Below are 25,463 nucleotides of genomic sequence, written 5' to 3' on the forward strand. Positions count from 1 at the left end.
TTGGTTACACAGGCTTTCGAGAAACATAAAGGCGATAAAGGGACTTATCGGACTTAAGTCTCCGCGTATCCCTTACGGCATTCACATCTCTCGGATAACCTTTCCCATCTAGCCCCTTTGTTCGAAAGGGGCTCTTTGGGGTGGGGAACACGCGGGCCGGAGGCCCGGAGGGTAGGCATGTCATCCATTGACTCTGCCCGCATGTCCGGAGAGACCGGTGCCGGGGGGCGCCGGTCCGCACGGCACGGAGGGAAGCGTGGCGCCGATCAGGCGCCCCTGGGTCTGTTGCCCGCGCCTCCCTCGCATGCGGAGAAGTACTCGTACGTCAAGCGGCGCCTGTGGGTGCTGACGCTCGCGTCGATCGTCAGCTTCGGGTGCCTGACCGTCAGCCAAGTGGCGCTGGCCAAGGCCAGCCCGCTGATGTGGATCTTCGCGCCGCCGCTGTTCTTCACCGTCGTCTACTACCTGGTGTCGCTGCGGGTCAACGGTTTCACGCGCGACTTCGACTTCGAGTACCACCAGGAGCTCATCCGGGGCTGGCGGCCTCAGGTGTACCCCACCGTGGACGTCTTCCTGCCGGTGTGCGGCGAGCCCATCGAGGTGCTGCACAACACCTGGACCCATGTCCGGCAGCTGGCCGACAGGTACCCCGGCAGATGCGTGCCCTTCGTGCTCGACGACGGCGCGAGCCCCGAGCTGGCCGCGATGGCCCGGGACTTCGGCTTCCGCTACGGCACCCGGGAGAACCGCGGCTGGTTCAAGAAGGCGGGCAACCTGCACTTCGGGTTCGGGCAGTCGGACGGCAAGTACATCCTCATCCTCGACGCCGACTTCACGCCGCGCTCCGACCTCCTGGAGGAGCTGCTGCCGTACATGGAGGCCGACGAGCGCATCGGGATCGTGCAGTCCCCGCAGTACTTCCGGGTGCTGGACTCGCAGAACTGGATCGAACGCGGGGCCGGTGCCGTGCAGGAGCTGTTCTACCGGTCCGTGCAGGTGTCCCGGCAGAACAGTGACGGCGCCATCTGCGTCGGCTCCTGCGCCATCTACCGACGGGCCGCGCTGGAGACCAACGGCGGTACGACCCTCATCGAGCACTCCGAGGACGTGCACACCGGCTTCGACCTGCGCGGGCTCGGCTGGGACCTGAAGTACGTGCCGGTCGCGCTGTCCACGGGGGTGTGCCCGGACACCGCGGGCGCGTTCTTCAACCAGCAGTACCGCTGGTGCTCCGGCTCGATGTCGCTGCTCGGCAGCAAGAAGTTCTGGGACGCCCCGATCCGGTTCTCCAGCCGGCTCTGCTACATGTCCGGGTTCTTCTACTACATCCACACGGCGCTGTTCACCTTCTTCGCCCCCCTCGTGCCCATCATGCTGCTGGTCACCAGCCCGGAGATGCTCCAGGTCAAGCACCTGGTCTGGGTGCTGCCCAGCATCGTCTACACCACCCTCGTCTTCCCGATGTGGCACAAGTCGCCGTACCGGCTGGAGGCCTGGTCGGCGCGGATGATGTACGGCTGGGCGCATGTCTTCGCCATCTGGGACATCCTGCGCAAGCAGCGCATGGGCTGGCAGCCCACCGGTTCCAAGGGCGCGAAGAAGAACAAGACCCGCCGGTTCTGGCTGGGAATGTGGATCTGGAGCGGCGGCACCGCCGTGGTCTGGGTCGGTGCGGCCGTGTACCGGCTGTTCACCGGCTACCCCCCGGACTTCGCGCTCGTCCTGTCCTCCGGGCTGTTCTACGCGCTGGTCGTCGCACGAGCGCTCATCCAGCCCAAGGAGCACCACTCGGCGGGTGATCCCGCATGATCCGCAGGACCCTGCTCCCGGTGTGCGTCGCGCTGATGTCCCTGGCGGGGGTCTCCGGCTGCGGTCTGGTCGGCGGTGACGACCCCGCGGCCCAGGCCGCCAAGGAGCCGGACGCCGGCGCCGCCTCGAAGGAACCCGCCGCCGAGCCGCCGTACGACGTGAAACCGCTGCTCCACCCCGACAAGGACTTCTTCGGCGTGGCCCTGAACGGCGCGCCCAGCTCGCTGAAGCCGGTGGACGCCTTCGCGAAGACCGTCGGCAAGAAGCCCAACCTGGTCGGTTCGTACTCGTCGTGGGGCGACGGCTTCAACGCCAAGGGCGCCGAGAACGTCTTCGGCGACGGCGGCCTGATGTACGTGTCGTGGGAGCCGTTCAAGCCGGGTCTCGACAAGATCGCCGACGGCTCGCAGGACGCGTACATCAAGAAGTACGCGAACAGCGTGCGCAAGACGAACGTGCCCGTGGCGATCAGCTTCGGCCACGAGATGAACGGCCAGTGGTACCCGTGGGGCACCAAGGACACCACCCCGGCGACCTTCGTGAAGGCGTGGCGGCACATCCATGACGTCTTCCAGGATGTCGGCGCCACCAACGTCATCTGGGTGTGGAGCCCGAACGTCGTCAACCCCGTCCCCGACGTGAAGCTGAAGCCCTACTGGCCCGGTGACGCCTACGTCGACTGGGTGGGCATCGTCGGCTACTGGACGCAGACCGGCGCGCACACCTTCGACACCCTGTACGGCCCGACGCGCAGCCAGATCGACGCGTTCACCGACAAGCCGGTGCTGATCAGCGAGACCTCCTCGGAACCCGGAGAGCGCCGGCGCGCCGATGTGCGCGCGCTGCTCGCGGGGGTGAAGTCGGACAAGGACGTCATCGGCTTCCTCTGGTTCAACATCCCCAAGAGGGCCGACTGGCGCATCCAGAGCAGCCCCCTCGCGCTGGCCGAGTTCAAGCGCCTGATCGCGGACGACGACTTCGGATTCGAGGTGCCGCGTTCATGACGACGCAGCAACAGCAGGACGGCGGCTGGTCGGAACCCGGCCCGCAGCAGGACTGGCAACAGCAGTACCCGCCGTACACCGAACAGCAGCAGACCTACGACGGTCAGCAGTTCCACGGGCAGCAGCAGGGGTACGGACAGCAGCAGGCCTACGGCGACCCGCAGGCGTACGGCCATCAGCAGCCGCACATCCCGCAGCAGCCGACCGCGGCCGAGCAGCAGTACTACGCGCGGCCCTACACCGGCGGCTCCGACGCCGAGTACTACGTGCCGCAGTACACCGTCGTCGAACCCGAGCCGGAGCCCGAGCCCGAGTACGTGCTGCCCGAGGTGCCGGTCTCGGCCTGGTCGGTCGACAATAGCCGCTCGGCGTGGATCAGCCGCGGTGTCCTGGTCCTGATCCTGCTGGTGCAGGCCGGACTGTCCTTCCGGCTCGACGGCAGCGCCTTCCCGCAGGAGGCGAAGTTCCTGCTGTCCGACGGCGAGCTGTCGGGCCTGGTCTCCCAGCTCGGCCTCGACGGGGCGCGGGCGCTGAGCCTGGCCTGGGCGCTGGGGGCCACGGCACTGCTGTTCGGCGCCACCCGGCTGCTGTTCAACTCACGCGCCGGTCTCGCGGCCGCCGCCATGTACTCCGTGCTGGAGTCGACGGCCTTCACCGGCCGCTACGCCTCCCTGCACTCCCTGTCGCTGTTGCTGCTGGCCGCCACGCTGTGGCTGCTGGCCCGGACCCGCCAGTCCAGTCCCGCGGCCGTGCTGGTGGCGGCGCCCTTCGCGGCACTCGCCCCGTTCGCGGCCTATTCGGCGGCCCTGTACCTGCCGTCGCTGACCGTGCTCGCCGTGCTCACCGCCTACCGCTTTCGGGGCGCGGGCGCCTTCGTGCGCGGCGCGCTGTTCGCGGTGGCCACCGGAGCCCTGTGCTTCGTGGGCGTCCAGGTGGCGGGCTCGCCGAGCGGCTGGAACGTTCAAGGCACCGACAGCGCCGTGCATCTGCTCAAGGAGAGCGCCCAGTGGGGCGGGGTCGTCCTGCTCGTGGCGGTGATCGGTGCCGTCGGGTTCGTCCGACGGGCCCGGATGGGCGAGATGCCGTGGGCCGAGGGCTCCGCCCCCGGTGCGATCCGGCGCTTCCTGCTCGGTCTGACGATGTGCGCCACCGCTCTGCTCGCCCCCCTCTACCAGGCCTGGCTGGGCAACGGCAGCTCGCTGTACATCCATGTCGGCTTCGGACTGCTCTTCGCGGTGCCGATGGCCGGACTCGGCGTCTCGCGCATGATGGGCGCCCACTTCCGGTACCCGCAGATCGGCATCATGATCTACGTCGCCGCGCTGGTCATCGGGATGGCACAGACCGGGGGGCTGTACCGGCCGCCGGACTCGGCCGCCATGATCGGCGCCCTGCGCGAGGTCGTGGACACCAAGGGCTCGTACCTGACGGACGACCCGGAGATCTCCGCCTACTACCTGCGGGCGCACACCAAGCCCGCCCAGTGGCACCGGGCCGAGCGCGGCGCGGCCCTGACGGCCGAGGTGAAGAAGGGCTCCTACGACGCGATCGCGCTGCGCTCCTCCTCCGTTCCCGAGGCGCTGCGCGGCAACGCGGAATACCGGCTGCTGGCCGTGCTGCGGCCTACCGACAAGGACGGCGGTCAGGAGCCGTACCGGATCTGGGTGAAGCGATGACGGCGTACACACCACCGGTCGACGAGACGGCCGCCCGGGAACCCGAGGAGGACGCGCCCGCCGAGGGCGCTCGCTCCGCCGACGGACCCGGCCGGGGCTCGGCCTGGCTCGCCTTCGCGCTGCCCGCGCTGGTCGCCGCCGCCTGTGTGGTGCCGGGGCTCGGCGGGCGCCAGCTGTGGCGCGACGAGCACGCCACCTGGTGGGCGTCCACGCTGTCCTGGCACGACCTCGGACGGTTGATCAGCAGCATCGACGTCGTGATCGCGCCGTACTACGCGGTGATGCATCTGTGGATCGACGTCGCCGGGGACTCGGCGGCGATGCTGCGGCTGCCGGAGGCACTCGCCATGGCGGTCTCGGCCGGCCTGGTCGGGCTCCTGGGGCGCCGGATGTTCGCGCTGCGCACCGGGGTCCTGGCCGGCCTGCTGTTCGCGGTGGTGCCGATGATCACCCGGTACGGGCAGGAGGCCCGGCCCTACGCCTTCGCGACGATGTTCGCGCTGCTCGCCACCCTGTGGCTGATCCGGGCGCTGGACCGGCCGAGCCTGCGCAACTGGACGCTGTACGGGCTCGCCGTCGCGGCCACGGGGTTCAGCCACCTGGTGGCCATGGCGGTGCTCGCCGGGCACGTGTGGCTCGTCTTCCTGGCCAAGAAGCGGGGCGACCGCATCGCCCACTACGCCTTCGCGGGCGCGGCCATGCTGGGTCTGTCCATCACCTTCCCGATGGTGGCGCAGGGCACCGGGCAGAGCGGCCAGATCGCCTGGAACGTCACCACGACCAAGGATCTGACCGAGTTCCCCGAGACCCTGTTCGGGTCGTGGATCACCGGCGGAGTCGTGATGGCCGTCGGCGTGATCGGCCTGCTGCTGGCCGGGCGGTACTCGGTGCTGCTCGCCGCCTGGGCGGTCCTGCCGCCGGTGCTCACCTTCGTGACCGCCAACCAGCTGCACCTCTTCCTGCCGCGGTACCTGCTGTTCACCATCCCGGCCTGGACGCTGCTGGTGGCCGCCGCGCTCACCAGGCTCGTCGGCAGGCTCGACCCCGAGGCGCGCCGGGGGGCCGGCGCGCAGGTGCTGAGCGGGCTGCTGGTCGCGGCCGTGGCGGCCGGGTACGCCTTCGTGGCATGGCCGGCGATCGGCGACGCGAAGAAGGACCTGCCGATGGAACCGGACTTCCGGGGCGCCGCGAACGTCGTCGCGGCGGGCGAGAAGTCCGGCGACGGCATGATCTTCAACGGCGGGATGTCGGAGCGCCGGGCCATGGCGTACGAACTGCGGGACCGCACGGCCCCCAAGGACGTGCTCATGGAGTACACCCCGCAGCAGAACGGGTCGTACGGCGCCACCGAGTGCCGCAAGCCGGCGAGTTGCCTCAAGGGCACCGACCGGTTGTGGCTCGTCTCCACCGTCGCCGACGGGCGGCCGCCGCTCACCGGCATGAACAAGAAGACCGCGGCGGCGATCGAGAAGTCCTTCAAGGCCGGTCGCACGGTGAAGCTGAACCACGTCGTGGTCCAGGTTCTCGAGCGCAAGTAGCGGCCGACCCGGAGTTGTGAAGGAGGCCGCTGGATGCGGCTCACAGTCATCGGCACCGGCTATCTCGGTGCCACCCACGCCGCCTGCATGGCGGAACTCGGACACGAGGTGCTCGGGGTCGACGTGGACCCCGACAAGGTCGCCGCGCTGCAGGCGGGCCGGGTGCCCTTCCACGAGCCCGGGCTGCCCGAGCTGATCGCGAAGCACACCGCGAGCGGACGACTCCGCTTCACCACCGACTACGCCGAGGCGGGGGCCTTCGCCGACGTGCACTTCGTGTGTGTCGGAACCCCGCAGCGCAAGGGGTCGGAAGGGGCCGACCTGACCTACGTCGACGCGGCCTTCACGGCGATCGCCGAGCACGCGCGCGAGGGCTCGTTGCTGGTCGGCAAGTCGACCGTGCCCGTGGGCACGGCCGAGCGACTGGCCGGCCTCCTCGACGGGGTCGAGGTCGCCTGGAACCCGGAGTTCCTGCGCGAGGGCTTCGCCGTCGAGGACACCCTGCGTCCCGACCGGCTGGTGTTCGGCCTCCGCTCCGCACAGGCGGAAACGGTCCTGCGCACGGTGTACGCGCCCGTCCTGGACGCGGGCACCCCCGTGGTCGTAGCCGACCGTCCGACCGCCGAACTGGTCAAGACGGCCGCCAACGCGTTCCTCGCCACCAAGATCTCCTTCATCAACGCGATGGCGGAGGTCTGCGAGGCCGCGGGCGGCGACGTCGGCGTGCTCGCCGAGGCCATCGGGTACGACGACCGGATCGGCGCCAAGTTCCTGCGCGCCGGCATCGGCTTCGGCGGGGGCTGCCTGCCCAAGGACATCCGCGCCTTCGCGCACCGGGCCGACGAGCTCGGGGTCTCGCTGTCGTTCCTGCGCGAGGTCGACGCGATCAACATGCGGCGCCGCGACAAGGTTGTCGGCCTGGCGCGGGAGCTGTGCGGCGGATCGGTGCTGGGGGCCCGGGTCGCCGTACTCGGAGCGGCCTTCAAGCCCGACTCCGACGACATCCGTGACTCACCGGCGCTCAACGTGGCCGCCCGGCTGCGCCTGGACGGCGCCGACGTCACGGTCTTCGACCCCGAGGCGCTGGACAACGCCCGCAAGGCGTTCCCGCTCCTCGGCTACGCGATGTCGGCCGAGGAGGCGCTCAGGGGAGCCGACCTCGTGCTGCATCTGACCGAATGGCCGCAGTTCCGGGAGATCGACCCGGAGCGGGCGGCGCGACTGGTGAGCCGTCCGCGGATCGTGGACGGCAGGGGGGTACTCGACGCGGAGCGCTGGACCGCGGCGGGCTGGTACTTCCGGGCGCTGGGCAGACCCGCGCCCGTTGGGGAGGGAACCCCTTGGGGGCCCTCAGGGGAGGGAAAGAAATGACGTACGACCTGGGGGGTACCCGCGTCACCGTGGTGATGCCCACCTACAACGAGGCGGCCAACCTGCCCCGCATGGCGGAGCTGGTCCTGGGGCTGCCCATCGACGGGCTCCATCTGAAGATCGTGGATGACTCCAGCCCGGACGGCACCGGGCGGATCGCCGAGGAGCTCGCCGAGAAGCACAACTGGGACGGGCGGTACCGCATGAGCGTGCTGCACCGGACCGAGAAGGACGGTCTGGGGCGCGCGTACGTGGCCGGCATGAGCGCCGCGCTCGCCGAGGGGGCCGAGTACGTCGTCCAGATGGACGCCGACGGCAGCCACCCCGTGGAAGCGGTCCCACGCATGCTCGGTACGGCCATGGCGTCCGGCGTGGGCCTCGTCGTGGGCAGCCGGTACGTGGAGGGCGGGTCGCTGGACGAGGAGTGGGGCAAGCACCGCGTGCTGCTCTCGCGCTTCGCCAACCGCTACGCCCGGACCGTGCTCGGCACCAAGATCCGGGACATCACCGCCGGCTTCAACCTGTGGTCGGCGGCCACCCTGCACGACATCGACCTGGCGACCCTCGACAGCGCCGGGTACAGCTTCCAGGTCGAGCTGAAGTTCAAGGCCGTGCGGGCCGGGCACAGCGCCGTGGAGATCCCGATCCGCTTCGAGGAGCGCACCGAGGGCGTGTCCAAGATGAGCCTCTCGACGCAGATCGAGTCGGCGATCGTGCCGGTACGGCTCCGACTGCGCAACCGACGGGGCTGAGTGCCCGGTGAGCAGCGGACGGCATGCGCTTCCCTCCCGGTTCGGGAAGCTGTACCGCGAGATCGCGAAGTTCGGCATGGTGGGGGCGTCGGGCTTCGTCGTCAACCTCGCGGTGTTCAACCTCATCAGGACCCTCACCGAGTGGCAGACGGTCCGGGCCAGCGTGCTGGCGACGATCGTCGCGATCCTCAGCAACTACCTCGGCCTGCGGTACTTCGCGTACCGCAACCGGGACCAGGAGGACCGCAACAGCCGCCGCAAGGAGCTGACGCTCTTCCTCTTCTTCAGCGCGATCGGCCTGGTCATCGAGAACTCGGTGCTCTACGCGACGACCTACGGGCTCGGCTGGGACGGCACGCTCGCCACCAATGTCAGCAAGTTCCTCGGCATCGGCATCGCGACGCTCTTCCGGTTCTGGTCCTACCGCACCTGGGTCTTCAAGGCGTCCGGGAGCGGGCGGCCGGTCGTCGCGTCGGGGGATCCCGTCGAGTCGCGGGACCCCGTCGTGCCGTACCCCGAGCCGTACCCCGAGCCCGCGCTGAGCGGCTCCTGGGAGCACAGCTGAGGTGACCGGACGGGCAGGGCCCGGCGCGCTGGTGCGCGCCGGGTCACTCGCCCGCGGCGGTGGAGGCCTGAGCCTCGCCCCGTCGGTGGATCTGGCGGAAGGTGAACTCGGCCAGGTTGTCGCCGATGCTGAAGACCGCGGTGTCCTTCTCCGTGACGTCCTTGCCGCCGGCGAAGCCGGAGATCGTGAAGTAGGCGTAGCGGCCGTAGGAGTTCGAGGTCGTGCGGCAGATCGCGGAGTTGCAGAAGGCCTTGACCGCGCCGCCGGACAGCGACTTGACGATGTCCTTCTTGGTGTTGACCTGGCTCTTCGCCTTCTGCGCCTTGGCCTCGGTGTCGAACACGGCCACTCCGACCGTCACCGAGACGCCGTCCTTGGTGTAGCTGACGCGCATGAACTGGGTGCAGCCGTTGGCCTTGAGGATCTTGCCGAGGCTGGCCTGGACGGTGTCGGCGGCGGCGCAGTTCTTCGTGTCGGAGGTCTCGCCCTTCTTGTACACGGTCGAGCCCATGGTCAGCTGGGTCCCCGGGAAGAGGAGCTTCGCGCTGAGCGGGGCCGTGTCCTTGGCCTTGCTGGCGATGAACTCCTTCGGGTCCAGCGGCGGCGGGGCGCTGGTCGGCGCGAACGACGGCGCGGTCCCGGTGGCGCTCGGGATGTCGGCGGTCGCCGGAAGGGACGAGGTCGGCTTGTTCGCCCGGTCGTCGCCGCTGTTCGCCGACACGACGGCCATCGCGACGGCGGTGCCTATCCCGACCGTGGCGAGCGCGCCGCCCACGATGAAGAACAGCCGGCGGCGTCTGTTGCGGGTCTCGGAGGCCTCGGCGAGCGCGGCCCAGTCCGGGGTCTGCTCGCCCCTGCCGCTGCTCCACGGCTGCTGCGACTGCGGTTTCCAGGGGTCCCACTGGGACGGGGGTCCCCCCTGCTGCCCAAAGCTCATGGGGCGCATCTTAGACGGGGGACGGGAGGTGCTGTCGGGGCTGTGGACAGCGGCCCGGGGGACCTTTCCGGCACGTGTGCACATCTCGGCCGCGAAGGAGTCGCCGATGGCCGTGAAGGGGTCACGAGGGGCTCGTTTTGACCCGTCCGAGGGACCCCGGGTATCCTGCTTCTTCGTTGTGTATTGGCTCGCTCGTTCTCACGCGAGAGAAGCCTCTACCTAGGTTCCCTGGAGCAGTTACCAGTGGGCGGCATACGGGCAGTGGCCCGGCCATTGTCGTCCCCAGCTGCACGATCGCTTCAGTGATGCCATGTGTCAGCACCCATCCACTGAAGAAGAAGGCTGCGAAGTGCGTACGTACAGCCCCAAGCCCGGCGATGTCACTCGCCAGTGGCACGTCATCGACGCTCAGGACATCGTCCTGGGTCGTCTCGCCACCACTGCCGCGTCCCTGCTGCGCGGCAAGCACAAGCCGATCTACGCCCCTCACGTCGACACCGGTGACTTCGTCATCATCATCAACGCCGACAAGGTGCACCTCTCCGGCAACAAGCGGACCCAGAAGATGGCGTACCGCCACTCCGGCTACCCGGGTGGTCTGCGCTCCGTCCGCTACGACGAGCTCCTCGACAAGAACCCCGAGAAGGCCATCGAGAAGGCCGTCAAGGGCATGCTCCCCAAGAACACCCTGGGCCGTCAGATGCTCACCAAGCTGAAGGTCTACTCGGGCGACCAGCACCCGCACGCTGCCCAGCAGCCGGTGCCGTTCGAGATCACCCAGGTCGCGCAGTAAGTCCGGCCACCCCCTAAGACTGAAGAGAATCTGAGGAGAATCGTGGCCGAGACCACCGTCGAGACGCCCGTCGAGGGCGAAGAGATCGTCGACATCGACAGCTACACCACCGAGTCCGAGGTCCCCGTCGAGGGCGAGTACACCTCGGAGTCGCTCGCGTCCCGCTTCGGCGACCCGCAGCCGGCCGCCGGCCTGGGCCGTCGCAAGAACGCGATCGCCCGCGTCCGGATCGTCCCGGGCACCGGCAAGTGGAAGATCAACGGTCGCACCCTTGAGGACTACTTCCCCAACAAGGTGCACCAGCAGGAAGTCAACGAGCCCTTCAAGGTGCTCGAGCTCGAGGGCCGCTACGACGTCATCGCCCGCATCGCGGGTGGCGGTGTCTCCGGTCAGGCCGGTGCCCTGCGCCTCGGCGTGGCCCGCGCGCTGAACGAGGCCGACGTGGACAACAACCGCGGCGCCCTCAAGAAGGCCGGCTTCCTCCGCCGCGACGACCGTGCGGTCGAGCGCAAGAAGGCCGGTCTCAAGAAGGCCCGCAAGGCTCCGCAGTACAGCAAGCGTTAAGCTTCGCTGCCTGTCTGCTCGTACCGGCTCGTTCCCGCGAGCCAGCAGTACGTCCGTTCGCCCCGGCGGCACGCCACAGTGCCGTCGGGGCGTTCGTTTATCACGGCCTTGGGCGTATAACGGCACAAGGCGCTCAAAGGCTCATGTGATCGGATGATCTCCGTAACTGACGCTTCTCCAGGAGGACAAGTGGGACGACTCTTCGGCACGGACGGCGTGCGCGGTGTCGCCAACGCGGATCTGACGGCCGAGATGGCGCTCGGTCTGTCGGTCGCGGCGGCGCACGTGCTGGCCGAGGCGGGCACGTTCGAGGGCCACCGGCCTACGGCGGTCGTCGGACGGGATCCCCGCGCGTCCGGGGAGTTCCTGGAGGCCGCCGTGGTCGCGGGCCTCGCGAGCGCGGGGGTGGACGTGCTGAAGGTCGGCGTGCTGCCGACGCCCGCGGTGGCGTACCTCACCGGCGTCCTCGGCGCCGACCTCGGCGTCATGCTCTCCGCGAGCCACAACGCCATGCCCGACAACGGCGTCAAGTTCCTCGCGCGCGGCGGGCACAAGCTCGACGACGAGCTGGAGGACCGGATCGAGGCGGTCTACGACGCGCACCGGCACGGTGAGCCGTGGGAGCGGCCGACCGGTGCCGGGGTCGGCCGGGTGCGGTCCTACGGCGAGGGGTTCGACCAGTACGTGGCGCACCTCGTCGCCGTACTCCCGAACCGGCTGGACGGTCTGAAGATCGTCCTCGACGAGGCGCACGGCGCTGCCGCGCGGGTGTCGCCGGAGGCGTTCTCGCGGGCGGGGGCCGAGGTGATCACGATCGGGGCCTCGCCGGACGGGCTCAACATCAACGACGGCTGCGGGTCCACCCACCTCGATCTGCTGAAGGCCGCGGTCGTCGAGCACGGGGCCGCGCTCGGCATCGCGCACGACGGGGACGCGGACCGGTGCCTGGCCGTCGACCACACCGGTGAGGAGGTCGACGGCGACCAGATCATGGCCGTGCTCGCGCTCGCGATGAAGGAGCGGGGCGCGCTGCGGTCCGACACCGTCGTCGCCACGGTCATGTCCAACCTCGGGTTCAAGCTGGCGCTGGAGCGGGAGGGGCTGCGGCTCGTCCAGACCGCGGTGGGCGACCGGTATGTGCTGGAGGAGATGAAGGAGCACGGGTACGCGCTCGGCGGCGAGCAGTCCGGGCACGTGATCATCCTGGACCACGCGACGACCGGGGACGGGACGCTGACCGGGCTCATGCTTGCCGCTCGGGTCGCGGAGAGCGGGCGGTCCCTGCGTGAACTGGCCTCCGTGATGGAGCGGTTGCCGCAGGTTCTGATCAACGTGCCCGATGTGGACCGGACCCGGGTGTCGACGTCCGCGGAGCTGGCTTCCGCGGTGGCGGAGGCGGAGCGGGAACTCGGTGAGACGGGGCGGGTGTTGTTGCGGCCGTCCGGGACCGAGCCGTTGGTGCGGGTGATGGTCGAGGCGGCGGATATTGATCAGGCTCGGTCTGTTGCGGGGCGGTTGGCGGATGCGGTGAAGTCTGCGCTTGGCTGAAGGGCCGGGTAGGGGCGGGGGGCTGGTGTGCGTGGCGGGCTGCGGCGGCGTCGTGGCTGGTCGCGCAGTTCCCCGCGCCCCTAACGGGGCTTTCGCCAGAGCCATTTCTGGAGGAGCAGCGTCAGAGTGCCTGCCAGGACGATGCCCATCAGGTTGAGCAGGAGTTGGTTGGTCGAGCCGACTGTCTGGGCGGTGTCGCCGTAGGCCAGGGCCACCGCCGCGTTCGCCGCCGCCGGGACCGTGGTGACCGAGATGGCCACGCCCACCAGGGCGCCCGACTTGGCCGACGTCAGGCTCAGGGTGCCGGCGATGCCCGCCAGGACCGCCACCACGAACGAGAAGGCGTCTGGGGCGTAGACGAAGCCCGTGTTGGGGCGGTCGGCCTCCAACTGGTCCTTGGTGAAGAGGTTCAGGGCGTCCATGAGCCACGTGAAGCCGACCGTGACCACCATCGCCACCGCGAAGCCGACGAGCAGGGCGATCAGGGAGCGCAACGCCAGCCGGGGGTGGCGCTGGACGATCGCCGTGCAGATGCCCGCCAGCGGGCCGAACTCCGGGCCCACCGCCATCGCGCCCACGATCAGGATCGCGTTGTCCAGCACCACACCGCAGGCCGCGATCATCGTGGCCAGCGTGAGGAAGGCGAGATAGGTGACGGAGAGCGTGGACTCCTCGTGGGTGGCGTCCGTCAGGTGCTCCCACAGGACCGCGTCCGCGCCCTCGCCGGGTGCCTCGTCCTCGGCCTTGTCGGCGCGCTTGGAGAGCGACAGGTCGATGTTCTCCACGGCGATGGAGCCGGTCTTGTCGAGATCCAACTTCCGCAGCGCGCCGATCAGTTCGTCACCGGCCTCGCGCGCCACGTCGCACATCACGACATCGCCGGCCGGGTTGCGGGCGGCGCCCGGCATCACGACGAGGTGGGTGGTGCCGACCGTGTTCTCGATCAGGCGGACCACGGCGTCGGTCTTCTCGGCCGGTGTGATCAGGCGCAGATGCAGCATGACGCCTTTCTAACAGGCGCCCGTGATCAGAGCTTGCGGAGGCTGAGCTTGCGCACCTTGTGGTCCTGGCCCTTGCGGATGACGAGGGTGGCCCGGCCGCGGGTGGGGGCGATGTTCTCGACCAGGTTGGGCTTGTTGATGGTGCGCCAGAGGGTGCGGGCGTAGTCGAGGGCCTCCTCCTCCGACACCTGGGTGTACTTCCTGAAGTACGACTCGGGGTTCTGGAAGGCGGTCCGGCGGAGCTTCCTGAACCTGCTCAGGTACCAGTGCTCGATGTCCTCGGTGCTCGCGTCGACGTACACGCTGAAGTCGAAGTAGTCGGCGAGACCGACGCGGGTGCGGCCGTCCGTGCCGGGCAGGGCGGGCTGGAGGACGTTCAGGCCCTCGACGATCAGGATGTCGGGGCGGCGCACGGTGAGCTTCTCGCCGGGGACGATGTCGTAGATCAGGTGGGAGTAGACGGGGGCGGTGACCTCGTCCTTGCCCGCCTTGATGTCGGCGACGAAACGGGTCAGCGCCCGGCGGTCGTACGACTCGGGGAAGCCCTTGCGCGACATGAGGCCGCGGGCCTCCAGTTCCCGGGTGGGGAGCAGGAAGCCGTCGGTCGTGACCAGCTCCACGCGCGGGTGCTCGGGCCAGCGGGACAGCAGGGCCTGGAGGAGACGGGCGACGGTGGACTTGCCCACGGCGACCGATCCGGCGACCCCTATGACGAACGGGGTGCCGGACTGGGAGCCCTGTTCGCCGAGGAACGTGTTCAGCGCTCCTCGCAGCCCGTCCGTGGCACCGACGTAGAGGTTGAGCAGCCGGGACAGCGGGAGGTAGATGTCCCGCACCTCGTCGAGGTCGATGACGTCACCGAGTCCGCGCAGCTTCTCGACCTCCTCGGCGGTGAGGGGGAGCGGCGTCTTGTCGCGCAGCGCACTCCACTCGGCTCGGGTGAGGTCGACGTAGGGAGTCGCCTCCGGCTTGTGCCGGTGGGCGCTCCGGGGCATCGGGGAGACCGGAGAGATCACAGTCCATTGTTAACGGAGTTTGAACGGGGTGGGGGGTGGGGTGTGTCACGCGCGGCCTTTTCGGGGTCAGGTGAAGTCCGCGTAGGCGAGGTGGGTGGCGCAGTGGCGGCAGCGGAAGAGGTACGCGGTCGGCCGGCCGTCCTTGTCGAGGGCGGCGAGAAAGTCGTCGAACCCGTCCTCGGGCCACTGGCGGCGGAGGTGGTCGACGGCGTCCGGGTACCGGTCGAGCTCCTTCGCCCCGGCGGCGCCCAGGAAGGCGGCGCCGTCGCCGCAGTGCGTCAGCCAGGTCGGGGACTGCCAGGTGCGGAATCCCGGGGTGCGCCGGAGGATCGCCGTGACGACGTCCTCGGGCACGTCCCCCTCGATGCCGTCGGTGAAGGTGGCGTCGTAGCGCTCGGCGGCCTTGCCGAAGGCGACGCAGTACGGACAGATGCCGCTGTCCGGGGCGTCGGCGGAGTGGACGGGGCCGGTGTAGACCCAGCCGCGCTCCTGCCCGCAGCAGACACAGGGGGCGTCGGAGGGGGCGACGGAGCCGGTGGCGACGGGGCTGGGGTGATAGGGGAACGAGGGGAGGGCGGGGCGTCTGCGGGGTTCCGGCTGCGGGGAGATCAGCAGCTGGATCGCGCGACCGGTCAGGGCCTCGGGAGCCACGACGACCGCCTCCGCGCGAAGGCTCTCCGGGAGGTGTCCGCGGTCGGCCTCGCTCGTCAGGATCATCGGGCAGTCCTGCGGCAGGACACCCGCGCCGGTTCTGCGGGCGAGCTCGGCGACGAGGTCGAGGATGTCACCGGTGGCGAAGCGGTTGAAGGAGAGCCCGAGGCCGTCTCCGTAGACCTCGGCCTCGCCGCCGTCCTCGGCTTCGATGTCCCAGAACTCCGGGAAACCCGTGGGCGGCATTCCGCCCACGGTGACCGGACCGAGGACGTCGCGTATCGCGGTCTCGTCGAGCGGGGCGGGTTCCTCGCCGACGAAACGGTAGAGGCACAGGCTGTAGCTCACGGCCGGAGCTTTTCACGGGCTTATCCGAAACCGGGCACGAAGTGCCGTGTCCCGTCGCCCTTCGCCCCCTAGGCTGCCCCGCATGTGCGGAATCGTGGGATACGTGGGGTCGCAGTCGGCGCTTGAGGTGGTGATGGCCGGGCTGAAGAGGCTGGAGTATCGGGGGTACGACTCGGCGGGGGTCGCCGTGCTGGCGGACGGGGGGCTGGCCGCGGCCAAGAAGGCCGGGAAGCTGGTCAATCTGGAGAAGGAGCTGGTCGACCGGCCGTTGCCGTCGGGGGCCACCGGGATCGGGCACACCAGGTGGGCCACGCACGGCGGGCCTACGGACGCCAACGCGCATCCTCATCTGGACAACGCCGGCCGGGTGTCCGTCGTCCACAACGGGATCATCGAGAACTTCGCCGCGCTGCGGGGCGAGCTGTCGGAGCGCGGGCACACCCTCGCCTCCGAGACCGACACCGAGGTCGTGGCCCATCTGCTGGCCGAGGAGTTCTCCGCGACCGCCGACCTCGCCGAGGCCATGCGGCTGGTGTGCCGGCGTCTTGAGGGGGCGTTCACGCTGGTCGCGGTGCATGCCGACGAGCCGGATGTCGTCGTCGGTGCGCGGCGGAACTCGCCGCTCGTCGTCGGCGTCGGTGAGGGGGAGGCCTTTCTCGCCTCCGACGTCGCCGCCTTCATCGCGCACACCCGGTCGGCGATCGAGCTGGGGCAGGACCAGGTCGTGGAGCTGCGGCGGGACGGCTTCGCCGTCACCGGGTTCGACGGGCGGCCCGCCGACGTCCGCTCCTACCACGTCGACTGGGACGCCTCCGCCGCCGAGAAGGGCGGCTACGACTACTTCATGCTCAAGGAGATCGCCGAGCAGCCCAAGGCGGTCGCTGACACCCTGCTGGGCCGTATCGACGGGGCCGGCTCGCTGACCCTGGACGAGGTGCGGATCTCCGCCGCCGAGCTGCGGGAGGTGGACAAGGTCGTCATCGTCGCCTGCGGTACGGCCTTCCACGCGGGGCTCATCGCCAAGTACGCCATCGAGCACTGGACCCGGATCCCCTGCGAGGTGGAGCTGGCGAGCGAGTTCCGCTACCGGGACCCGATCCTGGACTCCCGGTCCCTCGTGATCGCCATCTCCCAGTCCGGCGAGACCATGGACACCCTCATGGCGCTACGGCACGCCCGTGAGCAGGGTTCGAAGGTCCTGGCGATCTGCAACACCAACGGGTCCACCATCCCCCGGGAGTCCGACGCCGTGCTGTACACGCACGCCGGGCCCGAGGTCGCCGTAGCGTCGACGAAGGCGTTCCTGACCCAGCTCGTGGCGTGTTACCTGGTAGCGCTCTACCTCGGCCAGGTGCGCGGGACCAAGTGGGGCGACGAGATCTCCGCCGTGATCCGGGACCTGTCGCACATCTCCGGTGAGGTGGAGCGGGTCCTGGAGACCATGGAGCCGGTGCGGGCGCTGGCGCGGTCGCTGGCCGACAAGAACACCGTGCTGTTCCTCGGGCGGCACGTCGGGTATCCGGTGGCCCTCGAAGGCGCGCTCAAGCTCAAGGAACTCGCCTACATGCACGCCGAGGGCTTCGCGGCGGGCGAGCTGAAGCACGGGCCGATCGCCCTCATCGAGGAGGACCTGCCGGTCGTGGTCGTCGTCCCCTCGCCCCGGGGGCGGTCGGTGCTGCACGACAAGATCGTGTCCAACATCCAGGAGATCCGGGCCAGGGGTGCGCGGACCATCGTCATCGCGGAGGAGGGGGACGAGACCGTGGTGCCGTACGCCGACCATCTGATCCGCATCCCGGCCACCCCGACGCTGTTGCAGCCGCTGGTGGCGACCGTGCCGTTGCAGGTGTTCGCCTGCGAGCTGGCCACCGCCCGGGGCAACGAGGTGGATCAACCGCGGAACCTGGCGAAGTCGGTCACGGTGGAGTGATCCCCCTTCAGCCCGTCGAGGAACGTGGCGAAGGCTTCGGTCGGGAGGGTGAGGGTGGCGCGGGTGGGGGTTTTGGAGTCGCGGATGGATATGTGGGTGGGGGAGGTGGCTATCTCGACGCATTCGTTGCCGTCGCCCTCGCCCGAGTAGGAAGACTTCTGCCAGTGGTCCATGGGGTCTCACAGCTCCTTCGCCAGCCGGTGGATGAAGTCGCGGGACTCGTTCGGTTCGAGTGACACGGCCTCCACCATATGGAAGCGAGTTCGGTAAATGCTGAGCTGCGCCTCGGAATCGATGAAGACCGAGCCATGAGGCGCGTCTCGCACCACGGTGTCCAGCTTGGGCAGCGGGCCACCCGCGTAGGTCATCGTGCTGGAAGCGGCGAAGTCGTCCAGGTCGAACGGAATGGCGCGCAAGGTGACGTGCTCCGCCTCGGAGAGCTCAAGGAGCCGTGCGAGCTGGGCCTTTGAGGTGGCGCGATCCTTGACCCTGATGCGCAGCGCCGCCTCATGGATCAGCGCCTGGTACGGGATGGCGATCCTCTGACGCGCCGTGCGGTGCTGGATCCGCAACTCAAGCTCTTCATCGGGGAGTTCGGGCAGCCTGGACGAGAAGACGGCACGGGCGTAGTCCTCCGTCTGCAACAGGCCCGGCACGTACAGGACGGCGACGTGGTGCAGGAACCGGGCATGGTGCTCCAGTTCCGACAGGTCGAGGAAGGGCGTCGGCAGCAGGCCCCGGTACTCCTCCCACCAGCCGCGTGTCCGGTCGGTGGCCATCGAGACCAGGGCGTCGACGAAGTCCTGGTCGGTGCAGGCGTAGTGGGAGGCCAGGCGGCGCACCCGCTGCTCGCTCACGCCGGTGATGCCGGATTCGATGTGGGTGATCTGGACCCGGTTCACCCCTAGCAGTGCCGAGGCTTCGATGGTGGTCAGCCCCGCGGCTTCACGGAGCCTTCGGAGTTCGACTCCCAGGCGCATCTGACGTGCGGTTGGTTCGCGCCTCTGGACCATCCACTGCTCCTCGTTCGGGGTCGGATCACGCGATCGCCTTGCTCTGACATACATGTTACCCCTACCGTCAGTGACGCAACGCTCACTCTGCGGAAGTGCACCGCTCCGTCCTGCCATGACGGACGCGGCACCGCCACCGCGCCCAACCCCCGCTCACCGGAACGGAGTTGACTCATGTCCTCAGCCGACCCCTGGGAGTACACGCTGTACATCCCGAACGACGTCCGAGCAGTCACCGTCGCTCGCCGCACTCTCCGTCTGATCCTGACGATGCACGGCCTGATCCGTCTGACAGACACCGCGGAGCTGCTCGCCGCGGAGTTGGTCTCCAATGCCGTACGGCATACCAAGGGGCCGGCGGCGCTGCGGGTGCGCTGGTCGGCGGGGGTGCTGCGGATCGGGGCGTGGGACGCGGATCCCGAACCGCCCTCGCCGCCCGGGGAGTTGGGGGTGCTGGGGGAGGAGGGGAGGGGGTTGGCGTTGGTGCAGGCGTGTGCGGATCTGTGGGGGTGGCAGCCGTTGGCCAGACACGGGAACCGGGGGAAGTACGTGTGGTGCGAGCTGGCCGCGGCCTGACCGGGAGGTCAGACGTGGGACTCGGGAGGGAAGCCCGTCCAGCGCAGGTCGGCCGGTAGGTGCCGCATGTCGTTGGTGACGAGGACGGCGGGGGCTCGGTCGGGCGGGTAACGGATGACCGTGAGTGCCGCGTTGGCGTGGTTGAGGCCGAGCCAGCGCCACTTCGGGGCGTGCAGGGCGTCCCGGACCAGCCAGGCGACGAGGAAGTTGTGGGTGACGACCAGCTCGTGCCGGTCCTCGTCGCCGTCCACGGGGCCGGTGAAGAGGTCGAGCGCCCGGCCTGCCAGCACGGCACCCCGCTCACGCTCCTCGTCGGTGGTGTCGGCGAGGAAGCGGAGGTAGAAGTCGGCGGATTCGGCGGGGAGTTCGGCTGCCGGGGGGACGTAGGGGACGTAGTCGTCGGCGAGGTCGGAGATGAGCAGCGGCACGTTCTCCAACTGGTCGTGGATCAGACGGGCGGTCTGCGTCGCCCGGGGCAGGGGACCGTGGTGAACAGCGGTGAGCGGAACGTCCCGGAGGCGCCGCCCGAGCAGCGTGGCCTGCCGCCGACCGACCCGGCTGAGCCCGCTCTCGTCGGGCAGCGCCTCGCCGTGCCGGGCGAGGTAGAGGTAGCGGGTGGCCTTGCCGGTCATCTCGGGCTCCTGTACGCGCACCGGTGATCTTGCGCCTTTGATGGACGCACCTTGTGGGAACGTCGGTTCCCGTCCCGATCGGAAGGAGGGCTCATGACATCTCAGCCGCACTTCGGTGTGATCCTCACCCGGCTCCTGGCCCACCGCCGGACGGATCTCGTACGGCTGTCCTCGGAGTCCGGGATTGCGGAGGGCGAGCTGCACCGGGTGCTGGCGGGTGCGCCGCCGTCGACCGCGCAACTCGGTCTTCTCGCCCCGGCTCTGGGGTTCCGCTCCGTCGATCTGCATGTGATCGCCGGAGTCCCGATGCCGCGGCCCCCGGCCGTCAGGGACTCGGCCGCGGGAACCGAGATCGTGGAGCTCGTGAAGACAGCGAGGGCTCTGTCGGCGGATCACCGGGCCCGTGTCCGGCGGCTCGTCGTAGAGCTGCCACTGGTGGCCGAGGAACGTCCGCCCGCCCCACCGTCGCTCTACGACCAGCAGGAGGCGGGATTCGGGGCAATGCTCGCCAACCTGCTGTGCGGCAACCGGAATCTGCACTCTCCGGTCGTCGCCGCCAAGACGCTGGCCGTGCTGACGGAAGGCCGCGTGTACCTGGCCGCTTCCACGATCGGCGGGATCGGAAGGGGCCGTGTTCCCCTGACCCCGCTCCGGGTGGCGGGCTTCGCGGCCGCTCTCGGCATACCGGCCGGGGACCTCGCCGCGGTCACCGGGGTCGAGCGTGTCGAGTCGTCGTGGGCCGCCGATCCGGCGACGGCCGAGACGGCGGCGCTGCTCTGGGAGTCCCGTCGTCTCACCAGGGACCAGGCCCTGCGGGTGCGGAGCGAAGCGGAGGCCCTGCTCGGGCCGTCGAGGTGAGGGCCCGCTGGACCGGCGGTGTCCCGCGGCTGATCGTAAAGTGCCCGCATGAGCATCATCGGGGTTGGTATCGACGTCGCCGAGATCGAGCGGTTCGCGGCGTCGTTGGAGCGGACGCCGGGGCTGGCGCAGCGGCTGTTCGTGGACGGTGAGTTGTTTCTGCCCAGTGGGGAGCGGCGCGGGGTCGCCTCGCTGGCCGCGCGGTTCGCCGCCAAGGAGGCGCTCGCCAAGGCGCTCGGGGCTCCGGCCGGGCTGTACTGGACCGACGCCGAGGTGTACGTCGAGGACAGCGGGCAGCCCCGGTTGCGGGTGACCGGGACCGTGGCCGCGCGGGCCGCCGAACTCGGGGTGCGGTCCTGGCACGTGTCGCTCAGTCATGACGCCGGGGTCGCCTCGGCGGTGGTGATCGCGGAGGGGTGACGGTCGGCGGCACGGACGCCGGGTTCGGACCGGGAACCGCGGGCATCCCGACGTCCGCTCCTGAACCTTCCTCAGCCCTGCCCCAGCGCCGCGAACAACTCCTCCAGCGGGGCCGGGACCCGGTCGGCGTCCAGGGCCTCGACCAGGAGGTGGCCGTAGCGGATCTTGCGGCCCTTCTTCGTGCCCAGGAAGCGGCGGAGCTGCTGGTCGCGGGGGCGGCCGTGCTGTGCGGGCTGGGAGCGGAAGGTCTGCCAGGGGCGCAGGTCGCCCTCGGTCCCGACGATCTCCTCGACCCTCGCCGTGCCCAGCGCGCGGATCAGTTCGTCCTCCAGGTCCGACACGCACACGAAGTACTCCGCGTCGGCCGCGCCCGCCCGCTCCAGGCCACGCTCGTAGTAGGGCTGTTCGCGTACGTCGCACAGGCCCGTCAGGCGCAGGTCCAGGCCGGGCGGCCCGAGGACGGCGGCGTACCGGGCGATGCTCATCGCGCCGCCCATCGACACCGCGGCCACCCCCTCCGCGGCGAGGTCCCGGCCCCGTCGCGCGGCCAGTGTCTCCACGGCCGCCAGATCGCTCGGGCCCTCCAGCAGCACGGCTGTCCGTACCTCCAGCCGCTCGGCCAGCTCCCGCGCCGACTCGCCGGAACCACCGCCCGCCCAGCCGCTCACCGCGTCCCGGAACGCCCCCATGTCTGCCATACGGCGAGTCTGCACCCCCGGCCCGGGCGACGGCACGGAATATCCGGGTACCACGAGAGGCAGCCGGGACCACGGAAGGAAGGGGAGACTCGGACCCATGCGAACTGCGTACAGCGTGGAGACGGTCAGGGCGGCCGAGCGGGAGCTGATGGCCCGGTTGCCGGAGGGCGCGCTCATGCAGCGGGCGGCGGCCGGACTGGCGGCGGCCTGCGCGGACCTGCTGGGACGGGTCTACGGCCGCCGGGTCGTGCTGCTCGTCGGCAGCGGGGACAACGGCGGGGACGCCCTGTTCGCGGGGGCACGGCTCGCGCGGCGCGGGGCCGGGGTCACCGCGGTGCTGCTGGCGCCCGAGCGGGCCCATGGCGAGGGGCTGGCCGCGTTCAGGAGGGCGGGCGGACGGGGCGTCGGCATCGACGCAGCCGAGGATGTCATCCATCAGGCCGACCTCCTGCTCGACGGCATCGTCGGCATCGGCGGCAAGGGCGGGCTGCGGCCCGACGCGGCGCGGCTGGCGGAGGTCGCCGACAGCGCGCGCTGCGCCGTCGTCGCCGTGGATCTGCCGAGCGGGGTCGACGCCGACACCGGGGAGGTGCACGGGGCCGCCGTGCGGGCCGACCTCACCGTCACCTTCGGGACGCACAAGCCGGGACTGCTGGTCGATCCGGCGCGGGAGTACGCCGGGTCGGTGCGGCTCGTCGACATCGGGCTCGGGGCCGTGCTGCCCGCCGAGGCCGAACTGGAGGCACTCCAACACACCGACGTACGGCGGCTGTTGCCGTTGCCGAGCGGGGAGAGCGACAAGTACCGGCGCGGTGTCGTCGGGATCGCCGCCGGGTCCGCGCGCTATCCGGGGGCCGCCGTGCTCGCCGTGTCCGGGGCGCTGCGGGGCGGGGCCGGGGCCGTGCGGTACGTCGGGCCCGCCGGGGACGCCGTGCTCGCCCGCTTCCCCGAGACGCTCGTCTCCGACCAGGGGCCCAAGCGGGCCGGGCGGGTGCAGGCCTGGGTGGTGGGGCCGGGGGCCGGGGACGACGCCGCCGCCGTCGCGGAGGTGCTGGCCTCGGACGTGCCCGTGCTCATCGACGCGGACGGGCTGCGGCTCGCCGACCGGGACGCCGTACGCGCGCGTACCGCGCCGACCCTCATGACCCCGCACGCCGGAGAGGCCGCCGCGCTCCTCGGGGTGCCGCGCGAGGAGGTCGAGGCGGCCCGGCTGGCCTCCGCGCGCGAACTCGCCGCCCGCTATGACGCGGCGGTGCTGCTCAAGGGCTCGACCACGCTCGTCGCCGACGCCGCCGGCGGGGCCGTACGCGTCAATCCGACCGGAACGGCCTGGCTGGCCACCGCCGGCAGCGGCGACGTCCTGTCCGGCCTCGCGGGCTCCCTGCTCGCCTCGGGCCTCACCGCCCTGGACGCCGGCAGCACGGCCGCGTACCTGCACGGGCTGGCCGGCCGATTCGCGGCCGACGGGGCGCCGGTAGGAGCCCACGACGTGGCGGAGGCGGTACCGGAGGCATGGCGGGACGTGAGGGAGGCGTGAGCGGGCGGACGTAGGCGTGAGCGGGCGTGTGAGCCGGCGGTGGTAAACGGACGGCGGGCCGCAGTGAGGAAAAGGGCGCGTGCGGCGGCGGTCGGACGACGCGCTGCGGCGGGGAACGGATACCGGCGCGCGCGGTGGGAGAGCGCGTGGTGGGGATCCGGCAACGTGTCGCAGCGGCAAACGGAGGACCCGTCACGAACTACTACCTGATGGGACCAATACCGGTCGGCCGAATATGCGGAGCCGAAAGGGCGATGTTTCGCTGGCCGCATGGATGAGCCAAATATACGCGGCACCACCCGGCGTGAACTGCTGGGCGGCGCGGCAGTCGTTCTGGGGAGTCCCGTTCTCGGTTTTCGTGAGGACTCCCCGGATCCCCGCAGCACACCCGATCCGTCGGTGGAGGAGCCCCAGGGCGCCTGCGCCGGCGACTACGACGAGGAGTTCGAGGAACTGCTGGCGGCCGTCGAGGATGTCGAGGTCAGCGACCGCGCCCTCGCCCCCGCCAAGTGGAGCAGACCCATCCGTAAAAGGGTCAGAGTGACGATGCGTTACGGAGTGCGGGGGAACTGGCTGGTGGGATACCACACCGGAGTGGATCTTGCCGTACCCAAGGGAACCCCGGTTTACGCGGTCGGCACCGGCGTCGTCGTCCTGGCCAGCTGGTCGGGGTCGTACGGGAAGGCCGTGACGATCAAACTGAGCGACTCCCGGTACGTCGTCTACGGCCATCTCTCGCGCATCTCGGTCGCCCGCGGTGCCAAGGTCAAGGCCGGCACCCGCCTCGGCAGCAGCGGGGCCACCGGCCGTGCCACCGGACCCCATCTGCACTTCGAGGTCCGCGCCAAGCGCACGTACGGCTCGGACATCGACCCGGTGAAGTACCTGGCCAGACACGGTCTGACCCTCTGACAGCGGCACGTGAGGGCGTCCCGGGGGACGTGCTCATCGGCGGTGTCGGTCCCCTCTGAGACACTGGGGGCGCCATGAACGAGACAGCAACCGCCCCGACCGCACCGCTCCGCGCCCGAGCCGAGATCGACCTGGCCGCGCTGCGGGCCAATGTGCGGGCCCTGCGCGCCCGCGCGTCCGGGGCCGCCCTCATGGCCGTGGTCAAGTCCGACGCGTACGGCCACGGCGCGGTGCCGTGCGCCCGCGCCGCGGTCGAGGCGGGTGCCGAGTGGCTGGGCACCGCCACCCCGGAGGAGGCCCTCGCACTGCGCAGGGCGGGTCTGCCGGGGCGGATCATGTGCTGGCTGTGGACCCCCGGCGGGCCCTGGCGGGAGGCGATCGAGGCCGACCTCGACGTGTCCGTCAGCGACCCGTGGGCGCTGCGCGAGGTCGCCGACGCGGCCCGCGCGGCCGGCCTGCCCGCACGCGTGCAGCTCAAGGCCGACACCGGGCTCGGGCGCGGCGGCAGCCAGCCCGGCGAGGACTGGGCCGCCCTGGTCGCCGAGGCCCTGGGCGCCGAGGCGCGGGGCCTGCTGCGCGTCACCGGGCTCTGGTCGCACTTCGCCTGCGCCGACGAGCCCGGGCACCCCTCCATCGCCGCCCAGCTCGCCCTCTTCCGGGAGATGGTGGCGTACGCCGAAGGACAGGGCGTGCGCCCCGAGGTCCGGCACATCGCCAACTCGCCCGCCACGCTCACCCTCCCGGAGAGCCACTTCGACCTCGTCCGCACCGGGATCGCGGTCTACGGCATCTCGCCCAGCCCCGAGCTCGGTGCCCCCGCCGACTTCGGACTGCGCCCGGCGATGACGCTGTCGGCGTCGCTCGCCCTGGTCAAGCAGGTCCCGGGCGGCCACGGCGTCAGCTACGGCCACCGCTATGTCACCCCCGGCGAGACCACCCTCGGCCTCGTGCCCGTCGGCTACGCGGACGGCATCCCGCGGCACGCCTCCGGGGCCGGCCCGGTCCTGGTCGACGGCAAGTGGCGTACGGTCGCCGGGCGGATCGCCATGGACCAGTTCGTCGTGGACCTCGGCGGCGACCGGCTGCCCACCGGCACCCGGGCCGTGCTCTTCGGACCCGGCGACGGCGGTGAGCCCACCGCCGAGGACTGGGCGCAGGCCGCGGGCACCATCGCCTACGAAATCGTGACCCGCATCGGAACACGCGTTCCCCGCGTCTATGTGAATGAGGGACAAGCGGGGTAACCGCACAGTACGTGCGAGAACAGCCAGTCCCGCCACACCGGTATCACCCGACCCAGCGAACAGGAGCGGT

25 protein-coding genes are annotated in these 25,463 nt (G+C 70.5%); 17 read left to right on the forward strand and 8 right to left on the reverse strand.

Going from position 1 to position 25,463, the window contains the following annotated elements; all coding sequences use genetic code 11:
• Window positions 1–420: 420 nt before the first annotated feature.
• The 7 genes from ACFULQ_RS17010 to ACFULQ_RS17040 are packed head-to-tail and all read left to right on the forward strand — an operon-like array spanning window position 421 to window position 8,715.
• On the forward strand, window positions 421–1,809 hold the full coding sequence (locus ACFULQ_RS17010; protein ID WP_383544251.1) for a glycosyltransferase family 2 protein: 1,389 nt from the start codon (window positions 421–423) through the stop codon (window positions 1,807–1,809).
• Window positions 1,806–2,813 (forward strand): glycoside hydrolase family 26 protein, encoded by a 1,008-nt coding sequence (locus ACFULQ_RS17015; RefSeq protein ID WP_383544147.1) that lies wholly within the window; start codon window positions 1,806–1,808, stop codon window positions 2,811–2,813. Before ACFULQ_RS17010 ends, ACFULQ_RS17015 begins: the two co-directional genes overlap by 4 nt.
• Window positions 2,810–4,489, forward strand: a complete 1,680-nt coding sequence (locus ACFULQ_RS17020) for a hypothetical protein (protein ID WP_383544149.1) — start codon at window positions 2,810–2,812, stop codon at window positions 4,487–4,489. Before ACFULQ_RS17015 ends, ACFULQ_RS17020 begins: the two co-directional genes overlap by 4 nt.
• On the forward strand, window positions 4,486–6,027 hold the full coding sequence (locus tag ACFULQ_RS17025; RefSeq protein ID WP_383544152.1) for a glycosyltransferase family 39 protein: 1,542 nt from the start codon (window positions 4,486–4,488) through the stop codon (window positions 6,025–6,027). Before ACFULQ_RS17020 ends, ACFULQ_RS17025 begins: the two co-directional genes overlap by 4 nt.
• Window positions 6,028–6,060: 33 nt before the next feature.
• Window positions 6,061–7,398 carry a UDP-glucose dehydrogenase family protein gene (locus tag ACFULQ_RS17030; protein ID WP_383544155.1) on the forward strand — a complete coding sequence of 446 codons (1,338 nt, stop codon included), beginning with the start codon at window positions 6,061–6,063 and terminating at the stop codon, window positions 7,396–7,398.
• Complete coding sequence (locus tag ACFULQ_RS17035) at window positions 7,395–8,150, forward strand: polyprenol monophosphomannose synthase (protein WP_383544158.1); 756 nt, start codon at window positions 7,395–7,397, stop codon at window positions 8,148–8,150. The genes ACFULQ_RS17030 and ACFULQ_RS17035 overlap by 4 nt, the downstream gene beginning before the upstream one ends.
• 7 nt (window positions 8,151–8,157) lie before the next feature.
• Window positions 8,158–8,715, forward strand: a complete 558-nt coding sequence (locus tag ACFULQ_RS17040) for a GtrA family protein (protein WP_383544161.1) — start codon at window positions 8,158–8,160, stop codon at window positions 8,713–8,715.
• Window positions 8,716–8,758: 43 nt separating this feature from the next.
• Here the strand turns inward: ACFULQ_RS17040 and ACFULQ_RS17045 are convergent, their stop codons facing one another.
• Complete coding sequence (locus ACFULQ_RS17045) at window positions 8,759–9,652, reverse strand: hypothetical protein (RefSeq protein ID WP_383544164.1); 894 nt, start codon at window positions 9,650–9,652, stop codon at window positions 8,759–8,761.
• Window positions 9,653–10,001: 349 nt separating this feature from the next.
• Here ACFULQ_RS17045 and rplM point away from each other — a divergent pair, with 349 nt between their 5' ends.
• The 3 genes from rplM to glmM all read left to right on the forward strand — a co-directional run bounded on the left by rplM (window position 10,002) and on the right by glmM (window position 12,557).
• Window positions 10,002–10,445, forward strand: a complete 444-nt coding sequence (gene rplM / locus ACFULQ_RS17050) for a 50S ribosomal protein L13 (RefSeq protein ID WP_360830097.1) — start codon at window positions 10,002–10,004, stop codon at window positions 10,443–10,445.
• A 42-nt stretch (window positions 10,446–10,487) separates the two neighbouring features.
• Complete coding sequence (gene rpsI / locus ACFULQ_RS17055) at window positions 10,488–11,009, forward strand: 30S ribosomal protein S9 (protein WP_123762524.1); 522 nt, start codon at window positions 10,488–10,490, stop codon at window positions 11,007–11,009.
• A 189-nt stretch (window positions 11,010–11,198) separates the two neighbouring features.
• On the forward strand, window positions 11,199–12,557 hold the full coding sequence (glmM, locus tag ACFULQ_RS17060; protein WP_383544169.1) for a phosphoglucosamine mutase: 1,359 nt from the start codon (window positions 11,199–11,201) through the stop codon (window positions 12,555–12,557).
• A gap of 80 nt (window positions 12,558–12,637) precedes the next feature.
• Here the strand turns inward: glmM and ACFULQ_RS17065 are convergent, their stop codons facing one another.
• From ACFULQ_RS17065 to ACFULQ_RS17075, 3 genes are all read right to left on the reverse strand, one after another.
• A complete protein-coding gene (locus tag ACFULQ_RS17065; RefSeq protein ID WP_383544171.1) occupies window positions 12,638–13,558 on the reverse strand; it encodes a DUF389 domain-containing protein in 921 nt (306 codons plus the stop codon).
• Between the two features lie 26 nt (window positions 13,559–13,584).
• Window positions 13,585–14,553: a type I pantothenate kinase gene (gene coaA, locus ACFULQ_RS17070; protein ID WP_383544173.1), complete on the reverse strand. Its 969-nt coding sequence runs from the start codon at window positions 14,551–14,553 to the stop codon at window positions 13,585–13,587.
• An 87-nt stretch (window positions 14,554–14,640) separates the two neighbouring features.
• On the reverse strand, window positions 14,641–15,573 hold the full coding sequence (locus ACFULQ_RS17075; RefSeq protein WP_383544176.1) for a CbrC family protein: 933 nt from the start codon (window positions 15,571–15,573) through the stop codon (window positions 14,641–14,643).
• An 82-nt stretch (window positions 15,574–15,655) separates the two neighbouring features.
• Here ACFULQ_RS17075 and glmS point away from each other — a divergent pair, with 82 nt between their 5' ends.
• Complete coding sequence (gene glmS, locus ACFULQ_RS17080) at window positions 15,656–17,503, forward strand: glutamine--fructose-6-phosphate transaminase (isomerizing) (RefSeq protein ID WP_383544179.1); 1,848 nt, start codon at window positions 15,656–15,658, stop codon at window positions 17,501–17,503.
• Here glmS and ACFULQ_RS17085 read toward each other — a convergent pair.
• Window positions 17,464–17,676 carry a DUF397 domain-containing protein gene (locus tag ACFULQ_RS17085; RefSeq protein WP_383544182.1) on the reverse strand — a complete coding sequence of 71 codons (213 nt, stop codon included), beginning with the start codon at window positions 17,674–17,676 and terminating at the stop codon, window positions 17,464–17,466. The two genes, glmS and ACFULQ_RS17085, sit on opposite strands and share 40 nt — an antisense overlap.
• Window positions 17,677–17,682: 6 nt before the next feature.
• Complete coding sequence (locus ACFULQ_RS17090) at window positions 17,683–18,516, reverse strand: helix-turn-helix domain-containing protein (RefSeq protein WP_383544185.1); 834 nt, start codon at window positions 18,514–18,516, stop codon at window positions 17,683–17,685.
• Between the two features lie 174 nt (window positions 18,517–18,690).
• Here ACFULQ_RS17090 and ACFULQ_RS17095 point away from each other — a divergent pair, with 174 nt between their 5' ends.
• Window positions 18,691–19,092, forward strand: coding sequence for an ATP-binding protein (locus tag ACFULQ_RS17095; protein ID WP_383544188.1), 402 nt, complete (start codon window positions 18,691–18,693; stop codon window positions 19,090–19,092).
• An 8-nt stretch (window positions 19,093–19,100) separates the two neighbouring features.
• On the opposite strand, the gene ACFULQ_RS17100 is transcribed toward ACFULQ_RS17095, so the two are convergent.
• Entirely contained in the window at window positions 19,101–19,724 is a 624-nt protein-coding gene (locus ACFULQ_RS17100) for a histidine phosphatase family protein (RefSeq protein WP_383544191.1), read from the reverse strand.
• A gap of 93 nt (window positions 19,725–19,817) precedes the next feature.
• On the opposite strand from ACFULQ_RS17100, the gene ACFULQ_RS17105 reads away from it, so the two are divergent.
• Entirely contained in the window at window positions 19,818–20,582 is a 765-nt protein-coding gene (locus ACFULQ_RS17105) for a hypothetical protein (protein WP_383544194.1), read from the forward strand.
• A gap of 48 nt (window positions 20,583–20,630) precedes the next feature.
• Complete coding sequence (locus ACFULQ_RS17110) at window positions 20,631–21,002, forward strand: holo-ACP synthase (protein ID WP_383544197.1); 372 nt, start codon at window positions 20,631–20,633, stop codon at window positions 21,000–21,002.
• Between the two features lie 71 nt (window positions 21,003–21,073).
• Here ACFULQ_RS17110 and ACFULQ_RS17115 read toward each other — a convergent pair whose 3' ends face one another.
• Window positions 21,074–21,700, reverse strand: a complete 627-nt coding sequence (locus ACFULQ_RS17115; protein ID WP_383544200.1) for a TOPRIM nucleotidyl transferase/hydrolase domain-containing protein — start codon at window positions 21,698–21,700, stop codon at window positions 21,074–21,076.
• Between the two features lie 97 nt (window positions 21,701–21,797).
• Between ACFULQ_RS17115 and ACFULQ_RS17120 the strand changes: the two genes are divergently transcribed.
• The 3 genes from ACFULQ_RS17120 to alr all read left to right on the forward strand — a co-directional run bounded on the left by ACFULQ_RS17120 (window position 21,798) and on the right by alr (window position 25,393).
• Window positions 21,798–23,237 carry an NAD(P)H-hydrate dehydratase gene (locus ACFULQ_RS17120; protein ID WP_383544203.1) on the forward strand — a complete coding sequence of 480 codons (1,440 nt, stop codon included), beginning with the start codon at window positions 21,798–21,800 and terminating at the stop codon, window positions 23,235–23,237.
• A gap of 270 nt (window positions 23,238–23,507) precedes the next feature.
• Window positions 23,508–24,149 (forward strand): M23 family metallopeptidase, encoded by a 642-nt coding sequence (locus tag ACFULQ_RS17125; RefSeq protein ID WP_383544205.1) that lies wholly within the window; start codon window positions 23,508–23,510, stop codon window positions 24,147–24,149.
• A gap of 74 nt (window positions 24,150–24,223) precedes the next feature.
• Window positions 24,224–25,393 (forward strand): alanine racemase, encoded by a 1,170-nt coding sequence (alr, locus tag ACFULQ_RS17130; protein ID WP_383544208.1) that lies wholly within the window; start codon window positions 24,224–24,226, stop codon window positions 25,391–25,393.
• The last annotated feature ends 70 nt before the right edge of the window (window positions 25,394–25,463 follow it).

The sequence above is a fragment of the Streptomyces sp. NPDC057253 genome (genome assembly GCF_042669125.1).
Classification (GTDB): Bacteria; Actinomycetota; Actinomycetes; order Streptomycetales; family Streptomycetaceae; genus Streptomyces.